This window comes from Pseudomonas weihenstephanensis (assembly GCF_001043055.1).
GTDB lineage: Bacteria > Pseudomonadota > Gammaproteobacteria > Pseudomonadales > Pseudomonadaceae > Aquipseudomonas > Aquipseudomonas weihenstephanensis.
In genome coordinates this window covers 493895-518765 of record NZ_JYLF01000003.1, presented here as the reverse complement: position 1 = coordinate 518765, position 24871 = coordinate 493895, and the positions used below count along the sequence as shown (strand labels likewise).

The 24871-nt window shown below is 58.1% G+C and carries 23 protein-coding genes; 13 read left to right on the top strand and 10 right to left on the bottom strand.

What is annotated here, in order from left to right; genetic code table 11:
- Nucleotides 1-114: 114 nt before the first annotated feature.
- On the bottom strand, nucleotides 115-2112 hold the full coding sequence (gene tkt, locus TU86_RS10020) for a transketolase (RefSeq protein ID WP_048364132.1): 1998 nt from the start codon (nucleotides 2110-2112) through the stop codon (nucleotides 115-117).
- Nucleotides 2113-2372: 260 nt separating this feature from the next.
- Here tkt and TU86_RS10015 point away from each other — a divergent pair, with 260 nt between their 5' ends.
- The 4 genes from TU86_RS10015 to TU86_RS10000 all read left to right on the top strand — a co-directional run bounded on the left by TU86_RS10015 (nucleotide 2373) and on the right by TU86_RS10000 (nucleotide 6916).
- Nucleotides 2373-3368 carry an ArsR/SmtB family transcription factor gene (locus TU86_RS10015; protein ID WP_048364131.1) on the top strand — a complete coding sequence of 332 codons (996 nt, stop codon included), beginning with the start codon at nucleotides 2373-2375 and terminating at the stop codon, nucleotides 3366-3368.
- A 19-nt stretch (nucleotides 3369-3387) separates the two neighbouring features.
- The gene (gene metK / locus TU86_RS10010; protein WP_048364130.1) at nucleotides 3388-4578 is read left to right on the top strand and encodes a methionine adenosyltransferase; all 1191 of its coding nucleotides are present in this window, start codon (nucleotides 3388-3390) and stop codon (nucleotides 4576-4578) included.
- A gap of 174 nt (nucleotides 4579-4752) precedes the next feature.
- A complete protein-coding gene (gene ligB / locus TU86_RS10005) occupies nucleotides 4753-6435 on the top strand; it encodes an NAD-dependent DNA ligase LigB (RefSeq protein ID WP_048364129.1) in 1683 nt (560 codons plus the stop codon).
- 85 nt (nucleotides 6436-6520) lie between these two features.
- Entirely contained in the window at nucleotides 6521-6916 is a 396-nt protein-coding gene (locus TU86_RS10000; protein ID WP_048364128.1) for a DUF1090 domain-containing protein, read from the top strand.
- 171 nt (nucleotides 6917-7087) lie between these two features.
- On the opposite strand, the gene TU86_RS09995 is transcribed toward TU86_RS10000, so the two are convergent.
- A complete protein-coding gene (locus TU86_RS09995) occupies nucleotides 7088-7537 on the bottom strand; it encodes a c-type cytochrome (RefSeq protein ID WP_048364127.1) in 450 nt (149 codons plus the stop codon).
- Nucleotides 7538-7665: 128 nt separating this feature from the next.
- On the opposite strand from TU86_RS09995, the gene mltA reads away from it, so the two are divergent.
- Complete coding sequence (mltA, locus tag TU86_RS09990; RefSeq protein ID WP_048364126.1) at nucleotides 7666-8811, top strand: murein transglycosylase A; 1146 nt, start codon at nucleotides 7666-7668, stop codon at nucleotides 8809-8811.
- A 100-nt stretch (nucleotides 8812-8911) separates the two neighbouring features.
- On the opposite strand, the gene TU86_RS09985 is transcribed toward mltA, so the two are convergent.
- Together TU86_RS09985 and TU86_RS09980 are read right to left on the bottom strand one after the other, a co-directional pair.
- Nucleotides 8912-10075 (bottom strand): MFS transporter, encoded by a 1164-nt coding sequence (locus TU86_RS09985; protein ID WP_048364125.1) that lies wholly within the window; start codon nucleotides 10073-10075, stop codon nucleotides 8912-8914.
- Nucleotides 10068-10877 (bottom strand): alpha/beta fold hydrolase, encoded by an 810-nt coding sequence (locus TU86_RS09980; RefSeq protein ID WP_048364124.1) that lies wholly within the window; start codon nucleotides 10875-10877, stop codon nucleotides 10068-10070. The genes TU86_RS09985 and TU86_RS09980 overlap by 8 nt, the downstream gene beginning before the upstream one ends.
- 120 nt (nucleotides 10878-10997) lie before the next feature.
- Here TU86_RS09980 and TU86_RS09975 point away from each other — a divergent pair, with 120 nt between their 5' ends.
- The 7 genes from TU86_RS09975 to TU86_RS09945 all read left to right on the top strand — a co-directional run bounded on the left by TU86_RS09975 (nucleotide 10998) and on the right by TU86_RS09945 (nucleotide 17252).
- Nucleotides 10998-11504 (top strand): MarR family winged helix-turn-helix transcriptional regulator, encoded by a 507-nt coding sequence (locus tag TU86_RS09975; RefSeq protein WP_048364123.1) that lies wholly within the window; start codon nucleotides 10998-11000, stop codon nucleotides 11502-11504.
- Nucleotides 11505-11530: 26 nt separating this feature from the next.
- Nucleotides 11531-12466: a LysR family transcriptional regulator gene (locus TU86_RS09970; RefSeq protein WP_048364122.1), complete on the top strand. Its 936-nt coding sequence runs from the start codon at nucleotides 11531-11533 to the stop codon at nucleotides 12464-12466.
- A 130-nt stretch (nucleotides 12467-12596) separates the two neighbouring features.
- Entirely contained in the window at nucleotides 12597-13529 is a 933-nt protein-coding gene (locus TU86_RS09965; protein WP_048364121.1) for a TauD/TfdA family dioxygenase, read from the top strand.
- Nucleotides 13526-15007 carry an AMP-binding protein gene (locus TU86_RS09960; RefSeq protein WP_048364120.1) on the top strand — a complete coding sequence of 494 codons (1482 nt, stop codon included), beginning with the start codon at nucleotides 13526-13528 and terminating at the stop codon, nucleotides 15005-15007. Before TU86_RS09965 ends, TU86_RS09960 begins: the two co-directional genes overlap by 4 nt.
- Before the next feature lie 15 nt (nucleotides 15008-15022).
- Nucleotides 15023-15622, top strand: coding sequence for a thermostable hemolysin (locus TU86_RS09955; RefSeq protein WP_048364119.1), 600 nt, complete (start codon nucleotides 15023-15025; stop codon nucleotides 15620-15622).
- Nucleotides 15623-15672: 50 nt separating this feature from the next.
- Nucleotides 15673-16863 carry a multidrug effflux MFS transporter gene (locus TU86_RS09950; RefSeq protein WP_048364118.1) on the top strand — a complete coding sequence of 397 codons (1191 nt, stop codon included), beginning with the start codon at nucleotides 15673-15675 and terminating at the stop codon, nucleotides 16861-16863.
- Nucleotides 16860-17252: a hypothetical protein gene (locus tag TU86_RS09945; RefSeq protein ID WP_048364117.1), complete on the top strand. Its 393-nt coding sequence runs from the start codon at nucleotides 16860-16862 to the stop codon at nucleotides 17250-17252. Before TU86_RS09950 ends, TU86_RS09945 begins: the two co-directional genes overlap by 4 nt.
- A 97-nt stretch (nucleotides 17253-17349) precedes the next feature.
- Here TU86_RS09945 and TU86_RS09940 read toward each other — a convergent pair whose 3' ends face one another.
- Genes TU86_RS09940 through TU86_RS09930 form a run of 3 tightly spaced genes read right to left on the bottom strand, consistent with a single transcriptional unit; the run spans nucleotide 17350 to nucleotide 19898 of the window.
- Nucleotides 17350-18252, bottom strand: coding sequence for a transporter substrate-binding domain-containing protein (locus TU86_RS09940; RefSeq protein ID WP_048364116.1), 903 nt, complete (start codon nucleotides 18250-18252; stop codon nucleotides 17350-17352).
- 25 nt (nucleotides 18253-18277) lie between these two features.
- Complete coding sequence (locus tag TU86_RS09935; RefSeq protein WP_048364115.1) at nucleotides 18278-18628, bottom strand: RidA family protein; 351 nt, start codon at nucleotides 18626-18628, stop codon at nucleotides 18278-18280.
- A gap of 28 nt (nucleotides 18629-18656) precedes the next feature.
- Entirely contained in the window at nucleotides 18657-19898 is a 1242-nt protein-coding gene (locus tag TU86_RS09930; RefSeq protein WP_048364114.1) for a D-amino acid dehydrogenase, read from the bottom strand.
- Between the two features lie 109 nt (nucleotides 19899-20007).
- Between TU86_RS09930 and TU86_RS09925 the strand changes: the two genes are divergently transcribed.
- Nucleotides 20008-20916, top strand: a complete 909-nt coding sequence (locus tag TU86_RS09925) for a LysR family transcriptional regulator (protein ID WP_048364113.1) — start codon at nucleotides 20008-20010, stop codon at nucleotides 20914-20916.
- 75 nt (nucleotides 20917-20991) lie between these two features.
- Here the strand turns inward: TU86_RS09925 and TU86_RS09920 are convergent, their stop codons facing one another.
- The 3 genes from TU86_RS09920 to TU86_RS09910 all read right to left on the bottom strand — a co-directional run bounded on the left by TU86_RS09920 (nucleotide 20992) and on the right by TU86_RS09910 (nucleotide 24800).
- On the bottom strand, nucleotides 20992-22980 hold the full coding sequence (locus TU86_RS09920) for a pyrroloquinoline quinone-dependent dehydrogenase (RefSeq protein WP_048364112.1): 1989 nt from the start codon (nucleotides 22978-22980) through the stop codon (nucleotides 20992-20994).
- 1 nt (nucleotide 22981) lies between these two features.
- Nucleotides 22982-23362 (bottom strand): hypothetical protein, encoded by a 381-nt coding sequence (locus TU86_RS09915; RefSeq protein ID WP_048364111.1) that lies wholly within the window; start codon nucleotides 23360-23362, stop codon nucleotides 22982-22984.
- A 172-nt stretch (nucleotides 23363-23534) separates the two neighbouring features.
- Nucleotides 23535-24800, bottom strand: coding sequence for a cation:proton antiporter (locus tag TU86_RS09910; protein WP_048364110.1), 1266 nt, complete (start codon nucleotides 24798-24800; stop codon nucleotides 23535-23537).
- Between the last annotated feature and the right edge of the window lie 71 nt (nucleotides 24801-24871).

The window sequence follows — 24871 nt, the reverse complement described above, 5'->3', positions numbered from 1 at the left end:
CAAGGCTGCGACAAGGACCGCAGGGCCTTCAAGAAACGGGTTGCAGAGCAACCCTTCGCAGCCTGCGGCAGCGACTACGGGGAGCGCGGCAGCCAAGGGCCACCGCGTTGTGATTTAGTCTTCCAGCAGTTCTTGGGCCTGATCCAGGATGTTTTCCAGGGTGAAACCGAACTCCTCGAACAAGGCAGGCGCAGGCGCCGACTCGCCGTAGGTGGTCATGCCGATGACGCGACCTTCCAGACCCACGTACTTGTACCAGTAGTCCGCGTGGGACGCTTCGATGGCAATACGCGCGCTGACTTGCAACGGCAGAACCGACTGCTTGTAGCCTGCGTCCTGAGCTTCATACACGCTGGTGCACGGCATCGACACCACACGGACCTTGCGGCCTTGCTCGGTCAGCTTCTCGTATGCCTGAACGGTCAGGCCAATTTCAGAACCGGCGGAGATCAGGATCAGCTCAGGCTCGCCTGCGCAATCTTTGAGCACGTAACCGCCTCGGTTGATGTCGGCAATTTGCGCGGCATCACGGGTTTGGTGGTTCAGGTTCTGACGCGAGAAGATCAGCGCCGACGGGCCGTCTTTACGCTCAAGGGCGAATTTCCAGGCCGCTGCGGATTCAACCGCGTCGGCAGGGCGCCAGGTGTCCAGGTTCGGCGTGGTACGCAGGCTGGTCAGTTGCTCGACCGGCTGGTGCGTCGGGCCGTCTTCGCCCAGACCGATGGAGTCGTGGGTGAACACGTAGATCACACGCTGCTTCATCAAAGCCGACATGCGGATCGCGTTGCGGGCGTATTCCATGAACATCAGGAAGGTCGCGCCGTAAGGCACCAGGCCGCCATGCACGGCAACGCCGTTCATGATCGCGCTCATGCCGAACTCACGCACACCGTAGTACATGTAGTTACCGCTGGCGTCCTCAGCCGACACACCTTTGCAACCTTTCCACAGGGTCAGGTTGGAACCGGCCAGGTCAGCCGAACCGCCGAGCAGTTCCGGCAACAGCGGGCCGAAAGCGTTCAGGGTGTTCTGGCTGGCTTTACGGCTGGCGATGGTCTCGCCTTTGGCGGCCACTTCATTGATGTAGGCCGTCGCCTTGGCATCGAAGTCGGCAGGCAGGTCGCCCTTAAGACGACGGGACAGCTCAGACGCCAGTTCCGGGAATGCGGCAGCATAGGCTGCGAAGCGCTTGTCCCACTCGGATTCAACCGCGGCACCGGCCTGCTTGGCATCCCATTCGGCGTAAATATCGGCCGGGATTTCAAACGGCGCGTGGTTCCAGTTCAGCGCGGTGCGGGTCAAGGCGATTTCGTCGTTACCCAGTGGGGCACCGTGGCAATCTTCCTTGCCCTGCTTGTTTGGCGAGCCAAAACCGATGGTGGTTTTGCAGCAGATCAGGGTTGGCTGATCGCTTTTGCGCGCGGTTTCGATCGCGGTTTTGATTTCTTCCGGGTCGTGACCGTCAACGTTGCGGATCACTTGCCAGTTGTAGGCTTCGAAACGCTTTGGCGTGTCGTCGGTGAACCAGCCTTCAACTTCGCCATCGATGGAGATGCCGTTGTCGTCGTAGAAGGCGATCAGTTTGCCCAGGCCCAAGGTACCGGCCAGTGAGCCAACTTCGTGGGAAATGCCTTCCATCATGCAGCCATCACCCAGGAACACGTAGGTGTGGTGATCAACAATGTCGTGGCCAGGACGGTTGAACTGCGCGCCCATGACTTTTTCTGCCAGGGCAAAACCCACGGCGTTGGCCAAACCCTGACCCAATGGACCGGTCGTGGTTTCAACGCCCGGCGTGTAGCCCAGCTCCGGGTGACCGGGGGTGCGGCTGTGCAACTGGCGGAAGTTTTTCAGGTCATCGATCGACAGGTCGTAACCGGTCAGGTGCAGCAACGAGTAGATCAGCATCGAACCGTGGCCGTTGGACAGCACGAAGCGGTCACGGTCAGCGAACGACGGGTTGCTCGGGTTGTGCTTCAGATAATCGCGCCACAGAACTTCGGCGATATCCGCCATGCCCATAGGGGCACCTGGATGGCCGCTGTTGGCTTTTTGCACGGCATCCATGCTGAGTGCACGAATGGCGTTGGCACGCTCACGACGGCTGGGCATCGCTGTTCTCCTGGGTATTGATAAATAAAACGAAACGGAAAAAAGGCGAGCATTTTCCCTCAGGCAGCGCCCTCGGGCAATGACAGATAGTCACTTGAGCGGTTTTTCCTGCGCTTAACCGTTCAATCTGCTGAGGATTGGCCCGCTTCGCTCGTCCATTCACAGAACCCGTCCGACAAACGCACCACTTATCGACCAATATCAAAAAGTTTTGATATTGAACTTGCGACGACACAAACGGGTAACTAGACTGCCACCCCATGAACTTACGCGTGCCTTCAATTCGCCATGACGATTGCGACGAGCTCTCCGCCCTGTGCAAGGCTGGAGGTGATCCGCTGCGACTCAATGTGCTGCGCGCGTTGGCCAATGATTCATTTGGTGTGCTGGAGCTGACGCAGATTTTTGCAACCGGCCAGTCGGGCATGAGCCATCACCTCAAGGTGCTGTCCCAGGCCAGGCTGGTGGCCACCCGCCGCGAGGGCAATGCGATTTTTTATCGCCGCGCCCTGCCCCACACCGAGCAACTGGGCGGCACGTTACACGCCGCGCTGCTGGAGGAGGTCGACAACCTGACCTTGCCCGCAGAGGTACAAGCACGCATCAGCGCCGTACACCGGCAGCGTGCTGCCGCTAGCCAAGATTTTTTCTCACGCATTGCCGAGAAGTTTCGCGCCCAGCAAGACCTGATTGCAGGCTTGCCGCAGTACCGGGACAGCGTACTGGCACTGCTCGACAAACTGAGTTTTAGCCCTGCGGCCACGGCCCTTGAAGTCGGCCCCGGCGACGGCAGCTTTTTGCCTGATCTGGCCCGCCGCTTTCATCAGGTCACGGCACTGGACAACAGCCCGGCGATGCTCGAACTGGCGCGCCAGGTGTGTGAGCGAGAAGCGCTGAGCAACGTCAGCCTGACCTTGGCAGACGCGCTCAACGGTTCGCAAATCCAGGTCGATTGCGTGGTGGTGAACATGGTCTTGCACCATTTCGCCGCACCGGCCGACGCATTAAAGCAACTGGCCACCCTGCTGCAACCTGGCGGTAGCCTGCTGGTAACAGAGTTGTGTAGCCATAATCAGGCGTGGGCCCGCGAGGCGTGCGGTGATTTATGGTTAGGTTTTGAACAAGATGATCTGGCCCGTTGGGCCACCGCTGCGGGACTGGTTCCCGGGGAAAGCCTCTATGTAGGCTTACGTAATGGTTTCCAGATTCAGGTCCGCCACTTTCAGCGACCCTCTGGCAACACTCACCATCGGTAAATATTAGGAAACCGTCGAGATGAGCGAATACTCCCTTTTCACCTCCGAGTCCGTGTCTGAAGGGCATCCGGACAAAATCGCCGACCAGATTTCTGACGCGGTGCTGGACGCCATCATTGCTGAAGACAAGTTCGCCCGTGTGGCGTGCGAGACTCTGGTGAAAACCGGCGTAGCGATCATCGCAGGCGAAGTCACCACCTCGGCCTGGGTTGACCTGGAGCAGATCGTTCGTGACGTGATCACCGACATCGGTTACACCAGCTCCGACGTCGGTTTCGACGGCGCGACCTGCGGCGTGATGAACATCATCGGCAAGCAGTCCCCTGACATCAACCAGGGCGTTGACCGCGCCAAGCCTGAAGATCAGGGCGCTGGCGACCAGGGGCTGATGTTCGGCTACGCCAGCAACGAAACCGAGGTGCTGATGCCAGCACCGATCACCTTCTCGCATCAGTTGGTACAGCGCCAGGCTGAAGCCCGCAAGTCCGGCCTGCTGCCGTGGCTGCGCCCGGATGCCAAATCCCAGGTTACGTGCCGTTACGACAACGGCAAAGTGGTGGGCATCGACGCCATCGTGCTGTCGACCCAGCACAGCCCGGACGTCAGCGCTGCTGACCTGCGCGAAGGCGTGATGGAGCTGATCGTCAAGCACGTGTTGCCTGCCGAACTGCTGCACAAAGACACCCAGTTCCACATCAACCCGACTGGCCAGTTCATCATCGGTGGCCCGGTGGGCGACTGCGGCCTGACCGGTCGAAAGATCATCGTTGACACCTACGGCGGCATGGCGCGCCACGGCGGCGGCGCATTCTCGGGTAAAGATCCGTCCAAAGTAGACCGCTCGGCTGCTTACGCCGGCCGTTATGTGGCTAAAAACATTGTGGCTGCCGGCCTGGCTGAGCGTTGCGAAATTCAGGTTTCCTACGCAATTGGCGTCGCTCAACCGACTTCGATTTCGTTGAACACCTTCGGCACCGGCAAAATTTCCGACGAGAAAATCATCAAGCTGGTGCGTGACGTGTTCGACCTGCGTCCTTACGCGATCACCAAGATGCTCGACCTGCTGCACCCGATGTACCAGGAAACCGCAGCCTACGGCCACTTCGGCCGCACGCCGCAGACCAAAACAGTAGGCGACGATACCTTCACCACGTTCACGTGGGAGCGTACCGACCGCGCTGAAGAGCTGCGCGCTGCTGCTGGCATTTAACGACGCCCGCTGCACCCAAAAGCCCCGGACAGGTGACTGCCCGGGGCTTTTTTTTGGGCAAAAAAAAACTGTGCCGCAGATTGGCTAAGCCGCAACACCCTGTAAACGTCCTGATGCGCCTGCAAAAAAACCTGCGCTAGCCTTAAGCATTCATTCCGGGCAAGGACGCTCATGATGCTGGCCACACTCCGTTTTATCGGCACTTTTATAGTCGCACTGCTCACGCTCAACGCACACGCGGACACTTGCCCTGACTGGCCGTCCATACGCGCGCAGCAGCACCTCGCCACGCTGAGCCAGCAATTGAAAACCTGGGACGACAGCTACCACCGCCGCGGAGTCTCACTCGTCACTGACGCGGTTTACGATAAGTCGCGCGCTCGCCTGGAGCACTGGCGACGCTGCTTTGACGCTACGCCTGTGGATAACCCTCTGCACACAGCTCGCGGCAAGGTCTGGCACCCGATAGCCCAGACCGGACTGCAAAAACTGCCCGACGAGCAGGCCGTCAACCATTGGCTAAAAAACCGTCAGGGGGTGTGGATACAACCCAAAGTCGATGGCGTCGCAGTAACCCTGGTTTATGAGCAAGGCCATTTGCAGCAGGTCATCAGTCGCGGTGACGGTGAGAAAGGGCAAGACTGGACGCCCGGCGCACGCTTGATCAGCGCCATTCCAAAACAACTGCCCCTGGCGGTAAATGCCGTGCTGCAAGGTGAGTTGTACTGGCGCATGTCCGGGCACGTGCAAGCCACATCCGGCAGCCTCAATGCGCGCAGCACCGTGGCGGGGTTAATGGCCCGTCATGACCTGCCAGCGGAACACGCCCATGACATTGGCTTGTTTGTATGGGACTGGCCCGATGGCCCGGACACCCAAACCGAACGGTTGCAGCAACTGAGCGCGCTGGGCTTTATTGACAGCCTGACCTACAGCCACCCCGTCGAGCAGCTTGAGCACGCGCAACACTGGCGCCAGCACTGGCATAACAGCCCCCTGCCCTTTGCCACAGACGGCGTGGTCTTGCGCCAAAGCCAGCGCCCTGCCGCGAAGCGGTGGCAAGCCAAACCGCCGAACTGGGCCGCCGCCTGGAAATACCCCCATGCGCAGGCCATCAGCGAGGTGCGCAAGGTAACGTTCAAGATTGGCCGCACCGGGCGTATCACACCCCTGCTGGAACTCACCCCGGTTCGGCTCGACGACCGACAAATCCAGCGCATCAGCCTTGGCTCGCTACAACGCTGGCAAACCCTAGACATTCGCCCCGGCGATCACGTAGCCATCAGCCTGGCGGGCATGACGATCCCGCGCTTTGATCACGTCGTTTTTCGCGCTCCCGAGCGTATTGAAGTACAGGCACCTGACCCCCATGACTTCCACGCACTGAGTTGTTGGCAAGCGAAACCGGGCTGCGAAAGCCAGTTTTTGGCGCGCTTGAACTGGCTGAGTGGCAAAAAAGGTCTGGACCTGCCGTTTGTCGGCCCTGGCACGTGGGAGAAGTTGATCCAGGCCGGCAAAATCAGCCGCTTGCTGGATTGGTTGACCCTCAATCCTGCTCAGCTTGCTAGTATTACGGGCTTGGGCGAACGCAGCAGCGCACGTTTATTGAAGAGTTTGCACACCGCTCGGCAACAATCATTCGAACGCTGGGTCAAAGCACTCGGGTTGCCGCCCACCGGTGACAGCGCCTTGGGCCAGTCTTGGCAGGCGTTGGTTGCACGCGACACCAAGGACTGGATGGCGGAACCGGGCATTGGCCCGCGTCGCGCCGAACAGCTGAGTGCGTTCCTGCGCGACCCTGACGTACGGGCCTTGAGCCAAGAATTACAAGCTGTCGGGATTGCCGGTTTCGACTGATCCCACCAGCGTTTACCCAAGCGCATGCTGCGCCTGGGATCTAACGAACTGTGTGTATTGTTACTTTTTGTTATGGAGCTTTTTTATGAAACTTCTTTCACCGCTCGCCCTGTTCACTGTTTGCGGCCTGCTGGCTGCCCCACTGATGGCTGCGCAACAAGCGCCTGAATTGACCGGTTGCGCTGCCAAAGTCAAAAATATCGAAACTCAACTTGAGTACGCACGCGCCCACAACAACCCCTTCCAGGTGGCGGGTCTGGAAAAAGCACTGAAGGAAGTCAAAGCCAATTGCACAGAGGCTGGCCTGAAAAAAGAACGCGAAAAAAAGGTACTCGACGCCAAGCATGAGGTTAGCCAGCGTCAGGCGGATCTGGACAAAGCCATGAAGAAAGGCGACCCGGAGAAAATCGACAAGCGTAAAAACAAACTGGCTGAATCGCGCAAAGAATTGCAGGAAGCGCTGGATCAGTTGGACCAGTAAGCCCACTACACCCTCAACCCCACCCTCTGCCGCAAGATGAGGGCGCCGATGCGCGGCTTAACGGGGGATTGCATGCATTCAGTCTGTCTGGCGAATGAAGCGCTCAGGCTGTAGGCATTCAGTCCCCTCTCCCTCAGGGAGAGGGTGAGGGTCTGTTGATTCAACACTGACTCAGTGGTTGCGAAATTCCTTGTGGCACGCGCTGCACGTGTCTTCAACTTTCTGCACCGCAGGCGCCAGGTTGCTGGCTTTATACGGCTGCACCTGACTGGCAATCACCAGCTCACCAGTCGCTGCTTCCAATTGACGCGCCAAGTCCTGAAAACGGGCCTGTTTTTGCCAGACATCATCAGTCGCGCTGGTTTGATCAGACTCTTTAACTTGTGGGAAATGCTTCCACGGCTCGTGAGCCAATGCATCAAGTTTGACCGCACCTTCAGTAAAACGCGGGCCATCGAACGGAATTCGACCACGCAGCATGCCGCCCAGGTCTTCACTGGTCTTGAGCATCTGCTTGAAAATCGCTTTACGCTGTCCCAATGGCGAGTTGGGATCAACCCCACCACACGCCGACAGCGTCAGGCAGGCCAGCAGTACAACAGTCAATCGTTTCAAAGTCATGGTCGCTTCACATCACGAAAATCGGTCGCCAGTATCCTCGTGTCACCTGCAAAGACCAATACCCCTATTGAATATAAGGATTGCCTTGACGGTCATCAGACCTCGGCAACCGCAAAGGAACATCGCAGATGAGTCGTTTTTTAAAGCCTCTGGCTTGGGCGCTGCCCGTCGTCATGTTGCTGGCAGGGTGCAATGGCACCGACAACGAAGCCAAACAGCCGGAACCCCCTCACACCACTTACAGCAAAGCCGACTGGAGTGCGCTGCCAGAGGTCACAGGGGCGGATTTGCAAGGCGGTTTCACATCATGGCGCAGCGCCTGTACCCGGCTCAAAGCCGACCCTAACTGGGGCAACCTGTGCAGCGAAGCCGCCAAACTGCCTGCCAACCCCGATGTGGCCCAGATCAGCAGCTTTCTGCAAACCCATCTCGACGTGTACAGCCTGCGTTCCGCCGAAGGCAGCAGTGACGGCCTGATCACCGGCTATTACGAACCGGTCTACCCCGGCAGCCTCACCGCCACCGACGTGGCCCACGTTCCGGTTTACGGGGTGCCAGCGGATTTGATTGTGGTCAATCTGGACAGCCTCTACCCCGAACTCAAGGGCAAGCGTTTACGCGGACGCCTTGAAGGCCGTGTGATCAAACCCTACGACACAGCTGCCACCATCAACGCCCAGGGCCTGAACGCCCCGGTGATCGCCTGGCTGACCGATCCGATGGACCTGCAATTTCTGCAAATCCAGGGATCGGGCCGCGTGCAACTCGATAACGGCCGCCAACTGCGTATTGGCTACGCCGACCAGAATGGCCACCCGTACAAGCCAATAGGCCGCTGGCTGGTTGAACAAGGCGAGTTGAAAAAAGAAGACGTGACCATGGGCACCATTCACGCGTGGGCGATGGCGCACCCGCACCGGGTCAATGAACTGTTGGCCAGCAACCCCAGCTACGTGTTTTTCACCCAGAACCCCGACAGCAACGAAGGCCCTCGCGGCTCGTTGAATGTGCCACTGACCGCAGGCTATAGCGTGGCGGTGGATCGCAAGGTGATTCCATTGGGCAGCCTGCTGTGGCTGTCGACCACGCACGCTGACGGGCAACCCATCGTGCGTCCGGTGGCGGCACAAGACACCGGCGGCGCAATTGCAGGTGAAGTGCGCGCCGACTTCTTTGTCGGTACCGGCCCCGAAGCCGGCGCGCTGGCGGGCGACATGAAGCAAAAGGGCAATATCTGGTTGCTGTGGCCTAAAGGGATGCCGTTACCGCAATAAAGCCGATAAGCCGCTACGCGAGGTAAAGGCTCAGGTCATCGCCGCAAAATGCAGCCGAAACTGCTGCGGCGAAACCCCGAGAGCACCGCGTTGAATCCCTTTACGTCCGCGAGGCTGAAACAGACCTTAACGGTGCGAAGTGCCTGCACAGGATCAGGAGTATGGCCACGGCGATGGCCATACCCACCCACGCCAGTCGAAGCGAGGCCAGTTCATCACGCAAAACGCCCGCCAAAAAGGGCATGGTTCCGGCGATTAAATAACCGCCCCCCTGGACAAACGCCAGCAACGACCCCGCTTCGGCGGGTGAACTGGCATGATCCAGGGTCACGATCAACGACAGCGGGAAAAGAGCCCCGATGCCCAGCCCAAGCAAAATCGTCGCTGGCACGACCAGTGCGAGCGGCGCCGCAATCAAACAGCCCAGCCCGGCAATGACCAGGATAATCACCAGCGCGAGCGGACCTCTACGGTCCGGGAACCGATGAATGATTGCTGATACAAAAAGCCCGGCCAGCACCTCTGTGAGCGTGAGCGCTCCCAACAGATACCCGGCATTGGACGCTGGCCAACCCAGCTCGATGTAATACGGCGGCAACCAGGCCAACACCAAGGTGTAGGCGCCGGTGCCTATCCCGAAAAACGCCATAAGCAGCCAGGCACGGCTGCTTTTGATGGGCAAGCGGGCCTTATTGGCTTGGGGACGATGGTCATTGACGCTTATCACCCATACACCGAAGGCGATGATTGCCGGGAATGCAGCCATCCCGAGCGTCATTCGCCAGCCAAGCACATCGGCACTGGGCGCCGCTGACGCGGAAGCGATGGCCGCCCCGGCCATGATCCCCGTCGTAAACAAGCCCATCAAGGTGCCTGCACTCTGGGGATAATTGCGCTTAAGGAAGGCAGGCATCAGCGCCTGGGTCACCGCGATCCCGATACCGCCCAGGGCCGCCGTGGCGATCAAACTGGACGAGCCGTCAATGTACGCACGCGCGCCACTGGCCACGGCAATGAGCAACAGGCCCATTGCAATCCCTTTGTTTTCACCGATCCAACCCTGTAGCCAAGGCCCGGCCAGCGCAAACAGGCCCATCATCATGACCGGCAGCGTGGTCAGCAGACTTGCCTGAGCACTGCTCAGTGCCAAGTCAGTTTGCAGGACGCCCAGCAAAGGCCCAATTGAAGCCATGATGGGCCGCAAGTTGATGCCAACCAGCACAGCCAGAATGCCAATCATCGTTTTTGAGAGGCGACTATCCATGCCGATGTCCTTGCAAAAAATCAGTGACCAGACGGTTGAATTCAGCAGCACAAGGGACATTGAAAACGTGCCCTTCACCCGCCACCACTTCAACTACGGCCGACGGGATCAGGTCGCCAATTGCCTGAGCTTCTGCAACAGAACTCATAGGATCGGCCTGACCGGCCAGAACCAGGGTCGGAGCGGTTATCAGCCCCAACCGGGGGCCGACATCGTAACGCTTCATCCCCTCACACCAGTTAACAGGGTTACGTGCATCTTGCGCCGCCGCCTGTGCATGCCAGGCCTGATAACACATCATCCCGGCCGAGGTGTCGGCAAAGGCCTGACCCACCAGGTCAGTCCAGCTCGATTTAAAACGCTTCAGGCAGCCGTCGGGCTGCGTCAGCGCCTCTATCCAGCTATCGAGCATCTGTTGTCGATGCGGCGTGGCCATTGTTTTAAACGTCCCGGCGACCACCAGTTTGTCGACCGCGTCGGGGTACTGCGCTGCCACTTCCAGAGCGACCATACCGCCGAGCGATAAACCGATAAAAATGGCACTTTCCAAGCCAAGAAACTCAAGCAGGGCCACTATCGCCTGTGCTTGCTCATGTGCGGTGAACGCCCGGCCCACATTTGCGGATGCACCATGCCCCAATAAATCAGGGATAATCACCCGGTGGCCTAAACGCAGCATGTCCACGACCTGCGGTGCCCAGACCCTTCCTGTGTTCCCCAGCCCATGCAGAAGTACTATTGGAGTCCCGGCCCCTGCATCGAAATAGTAATAGCGGTCTTCACTGTGATCGAAAAATGCCATACGTCCTCCCTCGTAAACTGCGTTCGATGACAAAGATATCTTAACGTTAAGACATCTGGAAGCCGATAATGTTCGTTATCCTGCCAACGCCGATGCGTTTACGAATAAAAAGGAGCAGCTTTGAAAGACCATGTAGATTTTGTGGTGGCCCAGTGGGCTGAAGCAATGCCCGGTATAGACGCCTCCTCAATGGAGATTTTTGGCCGAATGGCCCGCATCCAAAAACACCTGGATCGCCTTCGCGCTGAAGCCTTGGCTCAATATGGATTTAAAGAAGGTGAGTTCGACGTCCTGGCCACTCTTCGTCGCTCAGGGGCACCCTATTGCCTCACGCCAACCGAACTTTATCGTTCACTGTTGATAACTTCGGGGGCCATGACCAACCGTTTGACCCGACTGGAAAGCGCCGGGATGATCGAGCGCATAGTGGATGAGCAAGACAGACGCAGCGTGCAGGTGTGTCTGTCTGAACGGGGCAAGGCCTTGATTGAACAGGCGGTAAACACACATACAGAAATCCAGAATTGCGTGCTTGCACCGCTCAAGGCCGAGCAGCGGCAAACCCTGGCCGGAATTCTGAAAAGCGTACTGTCACATCTGCCCGGCGAGTGCGCTCCCACCGAGTGATCAGCATAATTTAGAGGGAACTTTCTATGCTACACAGCAACTATCTCAAGCAACTGGATCTGCAAGACATCGTCGTGTTTTTGAACTTGCTTGAACAACGCAGCGCCAAGCGCACCGCCGAGCTGATGAGCATCAGTCAGCCAACCGTCAGTTACTGCTTGAAAAGGCTGCGCGGGTGTTTCGACGACACGCTGTTCGCCTCGTCACAGGGCGCATTACTCCCCACAACGAAAGCAGAAAAAATCGCGCCGTATCTGCGCGTGGTCGTGGAATCAGTCAACCGCTGTGCAGAGGAGGAAGCCGGTTGGCCCTCGGCTGCCGTGACCAAAGTCTGGCAAATATGTGCACCCGAGCATTTCGAGTTGTCTGTCTTGCCGCAGGCCCTGCAGTCGTTGGCCAAAGAGCAGACCGCTGTCTCGTTGCACCTGGAACGCCTGAGCCGTGACCTGCCCATTGATCGGCTCATCTCCGGGGACGTCGACATTGCCATCGGGTTTGGCCCGGGTTATCACCAACTTCACCCGGAACTGGAATGGCAATCCATCTTGAATGATCAATTTGTGTGCCTCACCAGTTATCTAAGACAGGACGCTGGCAAGACCATGAGCCTGGATGAGTTTTGTGCATCGCCGCATGTATACCCCACGCCCTGGCTCTCTGAAAAAAACATGGTCGACAGTTGGCTCGATAAAATAGGCCGTGCGCGCAAAGTATTAGTCAAAGCAAACGGGTACCAGGCGTGCGTCAATATTATTGCCGCTGTTCCGGCCACCTTGGCACTTCCCGCAAAACTGCTACCGTTACTTCGTATTCCTGAAAGTGTGGTCATCTGTGAACCGCCGATGGGGTTCCCACAATTCACGCTGGACATGATCTGGTCAAAAGACCGCAGTCGCAGCCTTGATATTGGCAACCTTAGAAGGTTAATCCACAGTGCCTCCGAAGAAATCATGAACAAGTAAGATAAGTAAAATTTAAATTTTCCGAGCGCATTTCTAATTCTTAAAACCCGCACCAATCAAGTTTCTCTTACTGTGTGTTCACCGGTAGCAGCCATGGCTACCAGAGCTCACCCTCCAGGAGGAACGTTCGATGCTGGCTCAAGCGCAGTCGTTAGATTTCCCGTTTTATCGCCAACCTACACCAGGCTTTGGATTTGAGTGCCTTTATGCAGTAGAACCTGACGTCAAGGCACTCACGTCAGTCAGCACTGAGGAGTTGTACGGTGACCTCGCCCACAGCGGCGTGGTGATTTACCGCGATTTTAGCGACACACTTCAAGATTTTAACGATTTTGTCAGCGCCCACTCGTCGAGAGTCACGTTCGATCCTGCGCGCACCACATCGACTGCCAACACCGCCGAGATTATTGCTGGCTTGCATGAGATGGGCCTGCATCGGGAAAACGGAAACCTGCCGTTCAACCCTGATATCCAATGGTTCTTCTGCCTTGAAGCCGCTTCGGTGGGCTCTGAAACAACAATGTGTGACGGCCAAAAGGTGCTCTTTGACCTGTCTTCTAAAACACGCAAACAGTTTGAAAACACACCGATAAAATATTCGCGCCGTATTCCATGGAATAACGTAAAGCGTTTTCTGAGTGTTGAACTTGAGCTGCCTCTCGAAGACATCACCGATGAGCACTTGGAACTCGTTAACCAAAAAGTGACCGGCCAAACTTATCGCCGAATTGACCAGAACTTAATCCACTCGCAATTAATCATTTCAGCAGTAGAAACAAGCTGCTTTGGTGGCAAACAAGCCTTCTGCAATTCCATGCTTGGCCCAAGTGTTAACTATGAGCCACCCCGCATTACATGGGAAAACGGCGACGATATATCCCTCGATATATGGGATGAGTTGAAAGACGTTACCGAGCGCAACACCTACAGCCACTTCTGGAAGAAAGGCGATATCGTCGTGATTGATAACACCCGCGTCATGCACGGCCGTCGCCGCCTCGACGATCAGTCCCGCCGTATTTTTGGTGCTCAAAGTTATCGTGTAGGAGGGATTGATCAATGATCACGAAAAAAATGCAGGACTATTTGACCGGCACCCCTGACCGGGTTGTTATCAAAGAAATGAACGGTCGCAGCTATACCTTGTATGAACTGCGCAACGATGTGAACCGTCTGGCCAGCGCGCTTGAAGAACGTGTGGGTCGCTGTGAGCGCAAGGTGTTCGGCATTGCCATGCGCTCTTGCTACGAATGGGTCTATACGCTGCTGGCGATCCAGAAAGTGGGCGGTGTGCTGCTGCCCGTGCCTATCGAGTTCTCCGACGATCAAATCGAGAGCCTGCTCGGCAAAGCCAGCGCTGTATTTGTCAGCGATGAAAAGACCAAAAGCCGGATGGGCCACATCCTGCCGTCCAAGCCATGTTTCATACCTGCCCAATTAGTGACAGGCCAGACGCATGAAGCCTGGAGCCACGAGGATGAACGCCTGGCTGAAGGTATCGTGTCGGTTATCCACACCTCGGGCACTACGTCTAAGCCAAAAGGGGTCTTGATCCGGGACGAGGCCGTCGGGCTGCTCGTTGACAATGTAATGAAGCGACTGCCGCAGCAGCCCCTCCATTACTTCTCCATTGTTCCCATGAGCCTGCTCATCGAACAGGTGCTCGGCGTGTTCATCCCGATCCTCTCGGGCGGCACCTTGACACTGATGCCAAAAGGCATCGCAGAGTACGGTTCGGCGAGCGGCAATGCGCGGCATTACCTGGAATTGATCGCGCCAAACGAGCCGAACTTCCTGTACCTCCCACCAAAATTGCTGGAAGAAGCCAACCTGCTTCTGGAAACCCACACCCGCGAGCAGTTGTTCGGCAATAACCAGCCGCACATCATTACCGGTGGCGCCAAAATACCGGCCAGCGTGCTCCACGAACTGGACGCCAAAGGCGTGCAGGTATTCGAAGCCTATGGCCTGAGCGAAAACTCATCGATCATTTCCCTGAACTCACCCGCTGAACGCCAACTGGGTTCAGCCGGCAAGCTGCTGGACGGGATCGAGCCCAAGTTCGTGGACGGTGAATTGCTGGTCAAAACACCCACCCTGTGTGCCGGTTACTACAACTCGGATGACACCTCCTGCGATCTGTCCGATGGCTATCTGCACACCGGCGACATTGCCGATTTGCGCGACGGTTTTTTGTATATCACCGGACGAAAAAAGCACGTCATCATCCTGTCCACCGCACGCAACATCTCGCCCGAGTGGGTTGAAAACGTCTACAAAGAAAGCCCGCTGATCGACGACATGATCGTGATGGGTGAGGGCAAGGATGAACCTTGTGCACTGGTGCTCTCGTCCGCAGACGAGCCAACCGTGCGGGCCGAAATGGCCAAACTGGAACATCGCCTGGCGGACTTTGCGCGGATTAACCGGATGAAAGTGATCAATGATATTTCCGGTTTCAGAGAGCAGTTCTACACCGTCACCGGGCGTCCACGTCGCGCTGAAATTGAAGCTCGCTTCCTTGACTCGTTGTACGCATAAGCGAAAGGAAGCCTTATGTACTTAGTACGCAATTTCTACCGCGACCGACCGGGCTATCGCTGCGTTCAGGAGGCCGTGCGCGATAACTACTTGAAGCATTACGGCGCGACGCCTGAGCCAAAACCGGACCTGTTCGTCTGCCTGACCCAAGCCGATGGCGCAGCACCAGGGTTTGCCTGCCTGGGCATCACCTATGGTGATTCCGGGACGCTGTTCAGCGAGCAATACCTCGATGAATCGCTCGACACCTCCTATGCCATTGGCCGTGCGCGCATTGCAGAAATCGGGGCGTTTGCTTCTTTTCAAAGCGGCAGCGGTGCTGGCAGATACCTGCTCAACACGGTCCTCAAAACGCTGGCCCTGCATAACTACGGCCTCGTCGTGCTGACAGCCACTGAACAGGTTCGACAGATTCTGGGCCAGATCGACGTCAGCCTGGATGATCTGGGGCAGGCCGACCATAGCCGCGTGAAAGATCAGCAGGTCAACTGGGGCACCTACTACAGCCAGGCCCCCCGCGTAGTTGCTTCACGACTCAGCCCGCCGATGTCGTGGGAGCACAAGCCGCTGGGCTTAGTGCGACCTCAAAACTATGCCCTTGCGGCATCCGCTTAACGTATCCCGGCCCGGGTGACGCTCGTCACCCGGGCCTTTGAGGCTTATCTATGGTTACTAATAAGCGTTACGAAAACTTCATCGTCTTTCTGGCCCCGCTGATCAACAGCGTCGGCGGCATCGCCATTGACCTCTACGCGCCAAGCATCCCCTCCATTGGGCGGGAGCTGGACGCCAGCCCGTCGCTCATGCAGAACACCATCACCATCACCCTGCTGTGCTACGCCATCGGGCAACTGTTCTTCGGCATTCTGGCGGATGCGTGGGGACGCAGACCGGCCGTGTTGCTGGGGCTTGGCCTGTTCCTGGCCGGGAGCGTCATGGCGGCCACATCGTCCTCCATTGAAATGCTACTCGTCGCCAGGGCTTTGCAAGGGTTTGCCATTGGCGCGTGTCAGGTCGTAGCGCGAGCGGTACTGGTCGACACGGTCAAAGGTCCTCGATTTACGGTGGCGATTATTTACCTGAGCCTGGCGTTCGGCTTGGGCCCCGTGATCGCACCCTATATTGGGGGCGCCATTGAGGTGCATTTTGGCTGGAGATATAACTTCGTTCTCTACGCCGTCTATGGCCTCGTGGTGTTGGCGTTCGTCATGGCGGGCCTGAAGGAATCGCTGCCCGTTGAGCGCAGAAGAAGCCCGCTTCAGACAGTGGCTGGCTATGGCGCAATTCTGGCCGATAGCAATTTCCGCGCGTCAGTGATTATTCTGGGCGCCAGTTTTTCTGCCTTTTTGTTGTGGAACGTTATCGGTCCCTACATCGTGCAGGACCGCCTGGGGTACAGCGCCCAATTCTTCGGGACCACGGCATTAGGCGTAGGCGCGTGCTACCTGACAGGCACGTTGATCAACCGCTTTTTAATCAAGTTCATCGCCCCCGCAAAATTAATGTGGGCAGGCGCCGCACTCTTCGTGACGGGCGCCGCCGTTATCGCCTCAACCCCCAATGAACTGCGCCTGGCGACTGCGCTGGCGGGCATCATGCTGATTGCATTTGGTCAGGGGTTCATTTTCTCCAATGCACTGGCCCGCTCCATGTCGCTGTTCCCTGACCGGGCAGGTGTTGCTGCCAGCCTTCAAGGGTGCCTGATGCTTGCGTTTGGTTCTGCGGCTTGCGCGGCGGCCAGCGCCTTGCCGTTGCAGACTAACGTCGCTATCGCGGGTCTGTTCTTCGCCTTGTTTGTGGTCACCCTGATCGGGATGCTGTCGCTGGGCCTGTCCCGCAGAACGGCCATCGCATGACGCCGCTCATTTGGGGCTTTCGCGCTGTACTGGGCGGGTTCTGGCTATGGGCCGGGCTGAGTAAGTGGCTCTACGGGTTCGATGCCACGGCATTTTTGCAGGGTGCGCTCGGCAACCCCGCTGTCCAGGCCGCGCCTTACGCAGGGCTGACGGTTGCGGTGGTTGAGTGGCTGGTTAAAACGGGGATGCCCGTCGTCAACGCTGTCATCCCGCTGCTGGAGGTGGCCCTGGGGGTCTGGTTTGTGTCTGGCAAAGTGCTGCGCGGCGCAGCCCTTGGGCAGGCCGGTATGAGCCTGATGTTTGTGGTGTGCGGCGCTATCAGCTGGAACCCGCTGCTGTTGGCGAGTTCATGCGTATTGCTGGCGCTGCCACTTCCTAAAAAACCGTAGCCTCTGCCGAAGGCTGCGTCAGGTCACTCACCTCGAGTGGCCTGACGCAGCTTCGCGGTGCTCGGCTGCTACAGGCCCTCAACAGGTCAGTGGCGGTTTACTCCACAGGATCGCTTACGGGCTTGGCAATGATTTGCTTGAGTTCGGCCGTCATCGGGAACTCCAGGTTCAAGCCATTGGGCGGGATCGGCTGTTCGAACCAGCGCTGGTAAATACCCGTGATTTCACCTGAGCGGTACAGGTCGGCCAGGGTCTGGTTCACCACTGCCAAGAACTGCGGATCGTCTTTGCGCACCATGCAGCTGTAGATTTCACGCGATTGTTCATCCCCCACCACCACCCAGTGATGCGGGTCACGGGCCTTGGCGCGTTCGCCATAGAGCAGCGCGTCATCCATGTAAAACGCCACTGCTCGCCCCGTTTCGAGCATTTTGAACGCCTCACCGTGGTCTTTGGCGCTGATCACATTCATGCCCATTTTGTGATCGGCACTGTAGCTTTTGATGAAACGCTCATTGGTGGTGCCCGCCGTGGTCACGACGTTTTTCTCGCGCAGGTCATCAAAGCCTTTGATGCCGCTGTCCTTGGCGGTCAACAACTGGCCTTTGACGTAAATAAAACCATAAGAGAACGCCACCTGCTTTTGCCGTTCCGCCGTGACACCCGTGGAACCGCATTCCAGATCCACCGTGCCGTTTTGCACCAGAGGAATACGGGTTTGCGACGTCACCAGGTTGTATTTGATTTTCAGCGGTTTATCGCCCAGCTTCTTCTGCACGTTTTCGACGATTTTATTCGCCAGATCGACGGAGTAACCCATCGGTTTGCCCGTGTTATCGCCCACATAGGAAAACGGCACCGAAGCATCGCGGTAGCCCAGCGTGATGCTGCCCGAGTCGGCAATTTTCTTCAGTGCGCCCTGCAATGGCGCCTCTGTGGCGGATGCTGCCTGACTGATCAACAGGCCCAACGTGCAACTGATCAAGGTGAGTTTTTTCATCTTCTTATTTCCCCTTTAAAACAGATTAACGACGTGCAGCAATCACGCTGATTTCAACCAGCACCTGGGGCCGCGCCAGTTCGGCTTGCAGCGTGGTTCGGGTCGGCGCCTTACCGGCTGACAACCAGGCAGACCACACCGTGTTCATGGCGGCGAAGTCGCGCTGGATGTTTTGCAGGTAAATCGTGGCATTGAGAATGTGGTCCTTGTCGCTGCCGGTCTCGGCCAATAAGGCGTCGATTTTGCCAAGGACTTCCGCGGTTTGCGCAGCAATATCCACGGTTTGAGTCGGCACCTGACCGGACAAAAACACCAGTGCCTCAAACGTCACGGCGGCGCTCAATCGCTCATTGCTGTTAATGCGGTGAAGGGTCATCGGGCTTTCCTTGTGGTGAACTACAGATTCAAGCGGCATGCGGCGTAAGGCCGTGCATGTCGATAGACGTTTGACGTTGCGCGATCAGCTCGGCCAGTAAACGGCCGCTGCCACAGGCCAGGGTGAAACCCAGTGCGCCATGACCCAGATTGAGCCACAGGTTGCGATAACCACTGGCGCCCAGAATCGGCACACCGGTGGGTGTTGCAGGGCGCATGCCAGCCCACTCAGTGGCCTGGGCATAGTCGCCCGCCTCAGGGAAGGTGCTGCGCGCCAGTTGGCGCATTTGTGCGAGGCGTTTGGGGTCCGGGGCCGGGTCAAAACCCACGATGTCGACCATTGCCGCGATACGCAGTTGCTCGCCAATCCTTGCGTAAACAATTTTGCGGTCGTAGTCGGTGATGCTCACGTGCGGGGCTTTTTCCACATCGGCCAGCGGCAAGCTCAGGCTGTAGCCTTTAAGCGGATACAACGGCAGGTTCAGACCGGGCAAGCGCAGCGCCGGGCTGTTGTGGCCCGCCGCGAGGACCAGTTGATCGACCTGCAAACGCTCATCACCCATGTCCACGGCCGACACGGCACCGTGACTGTGCACCACACCCGTCACGGGCTTGCCAAGCACAAAGGTGCAGCGGCCAGAAGCCTCTAAGCGCGCGACCAACTGCTGGCAAAACGCGTGGCAATCGCCCACTTCTTCATCCGGCGTGTAAATGCCACCCACAAAACTTGACCCTTGCAGACCCGGCGTAAGCGTTGCGCATTCACTGGCCGACAGCGCGTGTTGGAAAGGGCTGTGGATAACGTTTTGCCGGGCTTTATCGAAATGGCCCTGCTCACGAAAAGCCACGAGCTTGCCGTTTCGTCGCCAGCCAAACCCGCTCAGTTGGTCTTCTTCGCGCCACTGTTGCAACGTTGCCTGGCTCAATAGCGCCAAACGCAGCAAATGTGCACCGTTACGCTGATTCACCGAACCACGGCAGGCGCCGACAAACGCGGCCAGCCAGCGCCATTGGGCCGGGTCCATGCGCGGGCGCAGCTTGAGCGGTGAGTCGGCGCGCAACAGCCAGCCCATGGCCTGCCACGGCACGCCAGCATCTGCCAACGGTGCCACGTAGCGATAGGACAATTGGCCGCCATTGGCAAAGCTGGTCTGGCTGCCCAGCGTGGGCTGGGCTTCGATCAGCGTCACTACAAAGCCGTCACGCACCAGCGCATACGCCGTTGCCAGCCCAATGACGCCACCGCCGATGATGCAAACCCGCTGTGCCATGTCAGTCCTTAACCCAAAGTTATGCGAACCTCAGATTAGGGGCAGGTGACAGGCGCCGAACAATGAATAAAGATGCTTAACCCATAAACAAAGGTTATGGACTACAGCCATGCGCTTGCGACATATCGAAGTTTTCCAGGCTATTCGTCAAACCGGCTCGGTGAGCGCGGCGGCGCAGTTACTGCACGTCTCGCAACCGGCGGTGAGCAAGGTGTTGCAGCACGCCGAGTTGCAGTTGGGGTTTGCGCTGTTTTTACGGGTACGCGGCAAACTCCAGCCCACGCCCGAAGCCTTGCTGCTGGAGCGCGAAGTCGACAAGGTCACTGAAAGCCTGCAAGGGGTGCAGCGTCTGGCTGAAAGCTTGCGCCGCCAACCCGGTCACCGGTTGCGCATTGGCAGCACGCCCGCCCTGGCCTTGTCACTGATGCCGCCGGTGATCAGCGAATGGACGCAGCGTTATCCCGATACCCAGTGCGAGCTGGCCAGCGCGCACACCCGTGAACTGGTGCAAAACCTGTTGATGCGCGAACTGGACGTGGCCCTCACTTTCAAGCAACCCGAACACCCAGGGCTCAAGGCACAGGCGTTGGCTCATGGGGTTTTAGTGGCGCTGGCACCCAGGGACTACTGGGCCGAAAAAGACCTTGGTGTACCCTTGGCACTGGATGAACTGGCCAACGCACCGTTAATCGGTCTGAGCAGTGCCGACCCGCTGTTTGCGCGGTTTGAAAGTTACCTGAACACCGTCGAACCGCCGCCGCGCATCAACATCGCGGTGCAAACCTATTCGCTGGCCAGAGCCATGGTGGAGTCAGGTGCCGGATTGGCAGTGATTGATCCGTTTACCGCGCTGGGGGCCTCACGTGAGAGCACGCGGATACGGCCTTTGACACCGGCATTGCCGATCACGCTGTACGCCTTGACCCGTGCCGACGAACCGGGGCCGCATACACTCGACGGGTTGCTGCAACTGTTTGCGCTACGCGCCAGCGAACAGTTGCAGCGATTGTCCTCGTAACCGTAGTCGATGCCGCAGGCTGCGAGCTTTTAAAATCAAAGGCTCGCAGCCTGCGGGTGGTTCAGGTGCCACGCATTATTTGGGCAATGCGTAGACCACCACCTGATCGCCCACCTGGTCTTTCATGATCGAGTTACCGCCCGCCACAAACGCTACGTATTGCCGACCCTTGTACTCATACACCGCAGGGTTGGCCACGGCAGGCGCCATGACGATGTCCGACCACAGCTCTTTGCCGTCCTCCAGTGCGTAAGCACGCACCTTGGCGTCCATCGAAGCACCGATGAAAATCACCCCGCCCGCAGTCACGGCCGGGCCACCAATGGTCGGCGAGCCCATGTCTTCAGGCATGTACCAGCCCCACTGTTGCACTGCACCCATCGGACGACGCCATTTCACGTCACCGGTGCGCATGTCCAGGGCCACGATCTCACCGAACGGCGGCGCCCAGCACGGCATGCCGGCCCAGTTCTGCGCGTTCAGCAACGACATGCCATACGGCGCGCCGATTTGCGGGTAGAAGCCGTTTTCGTTACCTGCCTCTTTCGGTTGTTTGTCATACGCGGCGCGGTCCCACAGCTTGATCATCTGCACGATGTGCGACGTGTTGACGATTGCCACCTGGCTCACCGGATCGAACGCAACGCCGCCCCACTGCACGCCACCCGCACTGTCCGGGTACGCCAGCACGCCGTTGCCTTTGGTGGAGGGTGGCGAGTACATGCCGTTGTATTCCAGGCCGTCCCACATCTTCGAGCACTGCCCCAGGCCCACGATGTCGGCGACCTTCCAGATCGCCGGTTTTTTCGACTGATCCATCAACGGCGCTGGTTTGGTCGGGAACGGTTGCGTCGGCGAATACACCTCGCCCTCAGCATCACCTTGCGGCACCGCACGCTCTTCAATCGGCCACACGTCCTCGCCCGTGCGGCGGTCAACGGTAAACAGGAAGCCCATTTTGGTCGCCTGTACCAGCGCGGCTACCGGCTTGCCATTGACCGTGATGTCCATCAACGTCGGGGCCGAGTTGATGTCGTAGTCCCAAATGTCATGGTGAACCCACTGCCGCGACCAGACCACCTTGCCGGTGTTGATGTCCAGTGCGGTGGTTGAAGTGCCGAGCGGAATCGGCTTGGTGCGGTTGCCACCCCAATAATTGGGCGATGGCGAAGAGACCGGGATGTACAGCAAGCCCAGCGCCGGGTCATAGGACATGGCGGTCCAGATATTGGCGGTGCCGGTTTTGCCTGCCTCTTCTTCCGGGATCGGCTTGAACTCCCACTCCAGCTCACCGGTGCGGGCGTTGAGTGCGAACAATGAACCTGGCGATTCAACTTCGTACTCCCAGTCCTTACCGGCCCAACCGACGATCAGTTTGTCGCCGATGACCGTAGGCGGTTGCAGCACCGACAGCGGCCATTTGGCGTTAACGGTGTTCCATTGGTTGACGTCCACCACACCGTTTTTACCGAACTTCTCGCACGGTTTTCCGGTGTCCGCATCGACGGCGTACAACTGGGCGGTCATGTTGCCCAGATACACGACTTTTTGGCAGGCAACACCCGCTTGCGGGGTTTTCTCCTGCCAATAGGCCACGCCACGCGACTTCAACGCAGGCTGGGTTTCGGCCACCAAGGGCGACTGGGTATCAAAGACCCACTTCTCTTTGCCGGTCTCGGGTTCGAGGGCAATGATGCGATAAAAAGGCGTGCCGACGTACAACGTGTCATTGGCAAAAATCGGCGTGGCCGACCAGACCGACGGCGGAATCTTGCCGGTGCCGGTGGACATGTCGCCGGTGAAATATTGCCAGACCTTGGTCAACTGCCCGACGTTGTCTTTATTGATTTGCGTCAGAGGCGAGTATTTCTGCGAACTCAACTGGCCGTGAAAGCTGTCCCATTCTTTGCCGTCAGGTATCGCCAGCCTGGCGCTTTCGGCCGACACGCTGGAAGGTGCCAGCAACGGCGGCGGTACGGTATAGGTCTGGGCGTGAGCGGTGCTAATGCCCGCCAGAATGCACAGGGCCGGTGCACCCAACAGGTGCTTTTTCAGTCCATTCATGTCACGCGCTCCTGGCCGGTTGAGTGAAGGTTTCGATCACAACGCCTATCGCGCCCACAGCCAGCACCGCCGCGGTCAACCAACCATGCAAAAACAGTGCAGCGACAAAGGTCCCGACGATCCCGACCCAGCTCAAAAACAGCAGAAAACCGCGCAGCCCGCCTGTATGACTTTTAACCAGTAATAGGCCCAGAACCACCATCACCACTTCAGCGAACATCGCTGTCATCGCCCCGCCGGAGCCATCAATACCTGACAACGGCGTAAAGAATCGCCAGGCCGTGATGGCCAGGGCCACCAAGGCCGCAATGATCAAAATATAGGCACCGGTATGGCGCCTGGGCGCTCCCGATGGCGGTGCGTAAGTCGCAGATGTACTCATCCCTTTCCCCTTTTTCGTTATAGGCACACTCAGCCCATCGCTGAAAGCCCCTTCAGCCAAACGAATTCAGTGTAGTCAAGGTAAGACGAGTCGCACTACAGCGTAGGATTAGGCGCAGGCTGCGGTCTTTTGATCGTTCAATCCAAAAGCTCGCAGCCTGCCGGGAGTGGGCTTAATGCGCGTTGTCGGCCTCAGCCGAAACAGAGGTGTCTTTGGTCACATGCTTGACCAGTTTGCCGATGGTCAGGCCCTGGAACAGGATCGACGACAACACCACGATGTAGGTGATACTCAGGATCAAGTCACGCTCCGGCCCCAGCGGCAAGGCCAGTGCCAGCGCTACCGAAACCCCGCCGCGCAAACCACCCCACGTCAGGATGCGAATGGTGCCACGCGGCACCGCACGCCAGCGGCGCAGCAGCACAATGGCCGGGGCCACGGTCAGCAAACGCGACAACAGGATCGCCACCGCCAACGCACTGGCGGCCAGCAAATGCAACCACGAGAACGGCAGCAGCAACAGCTCCATACCGATCAACGCAAACAGCAGCGCGTTGAGCATGTCATCCAGCAGCTCCCAAAAGCCGTCCAGGTAGCGACGGGTCATCTCGTTCATCGCCTTGTTGCGGCCCAGGTTGCCAATGATCAAACCGGCCACCACCATCGCAATCGGTGCCGAGACGTGCAGCTCACTGGCCATCGCCGAGCCGCCAATCACCAGCGCCAACGTGAGCATCACTTCGATCTGATACTGCTCGATGCTCTTGATCATCCGGTACACCAGATAACCGATCAGCCCGCCGAACACCACGCCGCCAATGGCTTCGTGGGCAAACATCATGGCCGTGGCGCTGACGCTGGGGGTTTCACCCAGTTGCACAATACCCAGCAACACGGTGAACACCACCACCGCGGTGCCGTCGTTGAACAGCGACTCGCCCACGATGGTGGTTTTCAGCGGTTTGGACGCGTTGGCGGTCCGCAACACGCCGAGCACGGCAATCGGGTCGGTGGGCGAAATCAACGCACCAAACAACAAGCAGTACAAAAAGCTGATGTGCCAGCCGAACAGGCCGAAAATCCAGTACGCCAGACTGCCGATCACCGTGGTGGCGATCAGCACACCCACCGTGGCGAGCAGCCCAATCGGCCAACGGTAACTGCGCACGTCATTGAAGTTAACGTGCAAGGCACCTGCAAACAGCAGAAAGCCCAGCATCCAGTTCATCAACAGATCGCCAAAATCAATTTGGCCGATCAACTGTTGCACACGGTCTTCGAGACCCGGATAACCGAGCACGCTCAAGCCTTGCAACAGCAGGGAAAACATAAGGGCTGTGACCATCACGCCAATCGTGGGCGGCAGGCCGATAAAACGGTAATTCACGTACGTCAGCAATGACGTCAGGCAGATAAACGCAGCAACAAGCTCAAGCATCCGAGTTCCTGTGGTGGCGAGAGTGGGGGGAAGGCCCGATCAGGCCGGGCAATGGTTTGATGCAAAAAACC

Coding starts and splice junctions, on each gene's coding strand:
- tkt (WP_048364132.1), bottom strand. CDS start 2,112: ATGCCCAGCCGTCGTGAGCGTGCCAACGCCATTCGTGCACTCAGCATG.
- TU86_RS10015 (WP_048364131.1), top strand. CDS start 2,373: ATGAACTTACGCGTGCCTTCAATTCGCCATGACGATTGCGACGAGCTC.
- metK (WP_048364130.1), top strand. CDS start 3,388: ATGAGCGAATACTCCCTTTTCACCTCCGAGTCCGTGTCTGAAGGGCAT.
- ligB (WP_048364129.1), top strand. CDS start 4,753: ATGCTGGCCACACTCCGTTTTATCGGCACTTTTATAGTCGCACTGCTC.
- TU86_RS10000 (WP_048364128.1), top strand. CDS start 6,521: ATGAAACTTCTTTCACCGCTCGCCCTGTTCACTGTTTGCGGCCTGCTG.
- TU86_RS09995 (WP_048364127.1), bottom strand. CDS start 7,537: ATGACTTTGAAACGATTGACTGTTGTACTGCTGGCCTGCCTGACGCTG.
- mltA (WP_048364126.1), top strand. CDS start 7,666: ATGAGTCGTTTTTTAAAGCCTCTGGCTTGGGCGCTGCCCGTCGTCATG.
- TU86_RS09985 (WP_048364125.1), bottom strand. CDS start 10,075: ATGGATAGTCGCCTCTCAAAAACGATGATTGGCATTCTGGCTGTGCTG.
- TU86_RS09980 (WP_048364124.1), bottom strand. CDS start 10,877: ATGGCATTTTTCGATCACAGTGAAGACCGCTATTACTATTTCGATGCA.
- TU86_RS09970 (WP_048364122.1), top strand. CDS start 11,531: ATGCTACACAGCAACTATCTCAAGCAACTGGATCTGCAAGACATCGTC.
- TU86_RS09965 (WP_048364121.1), top strand. CDS start 12,597: ATGCTGGCTCAAGCGCAGTCGTTAGATTTCCCGTTTTATCGCCAACCT.
- TU86_RS09960 (WP_048364120.1), top strand. CDS start 13,526: ATGATCACGAAAAAAATGCAGGACTATTTGACCGGCACCCCTGACCGG.
- TU86_RS09955 (WP_048364119.1), top strand. CDS start 15,023: ATGTACTTAGTACGCAATTTCTACCGCGACCGACCGGGCTATCGCTGC.
- TU86_RS09950 (WP_048364118.1), top strand. CDS start 15,673: ATGGTTACTAATAAGCGTTACGAAAACTTCATCGTCTTTCTGGCCCCG.
- TU86_RS09945 (WP_048364117.1), top strand. CDS start 16,860: ATGACGCCGCTCATTTGGGGCTTTCGCGCTGTACTGGGCGGGTTCTGG.
- TU86_RS09940 (WP_048364116.1), bottom strand. CDS start 18,252: ATGAAAAAACTCACCTTGATCAGTTGCACGTTGGGCCTGTTGATCAGT.
- TU86_RS09935 (WP_048364115.1), bottom strand. CDS start 18,628: ATGACCCTTCACCGCATTAACAGCAATGAGCGATTGAGCGCCGCCGTG.
- TU86_RS09930 (WP_048364114.1), bottom strand. CDS start 19,898: ATGGCACAGCGGGTTTGCATCATCGGCGGTGGCGTCATTGGGCTGGCA.
- TU86_RS09925 (WP_048364113.1), top strand. CDS start 20,008: ATGCGCTTGCGACATATCGAAGTTTTCCAGGCTATTCGTCAAACCGGC.
- TU86_RS09920 (WP_048364112.1), bottom strand. CDS start 22,980: ATGAATGGACTGAAAAAGCACCTGTTGGGTGCACCGGCCCTGTGCATT.
- TU86_RS09915 (WP_048364111.1), bottom strand. CDS start 23,362: ATGAGTACATCTGCGACTTACGCACCGCCATCGGGAGCGCCCAGGCGC.
- TU86_RS09910 (WP_048364110.1), bottom strand. CDS start 24,800: ATGCTTGAGCTTGTTGCTGCGTTTATCTGCCTGACGTCATTGCTGACG.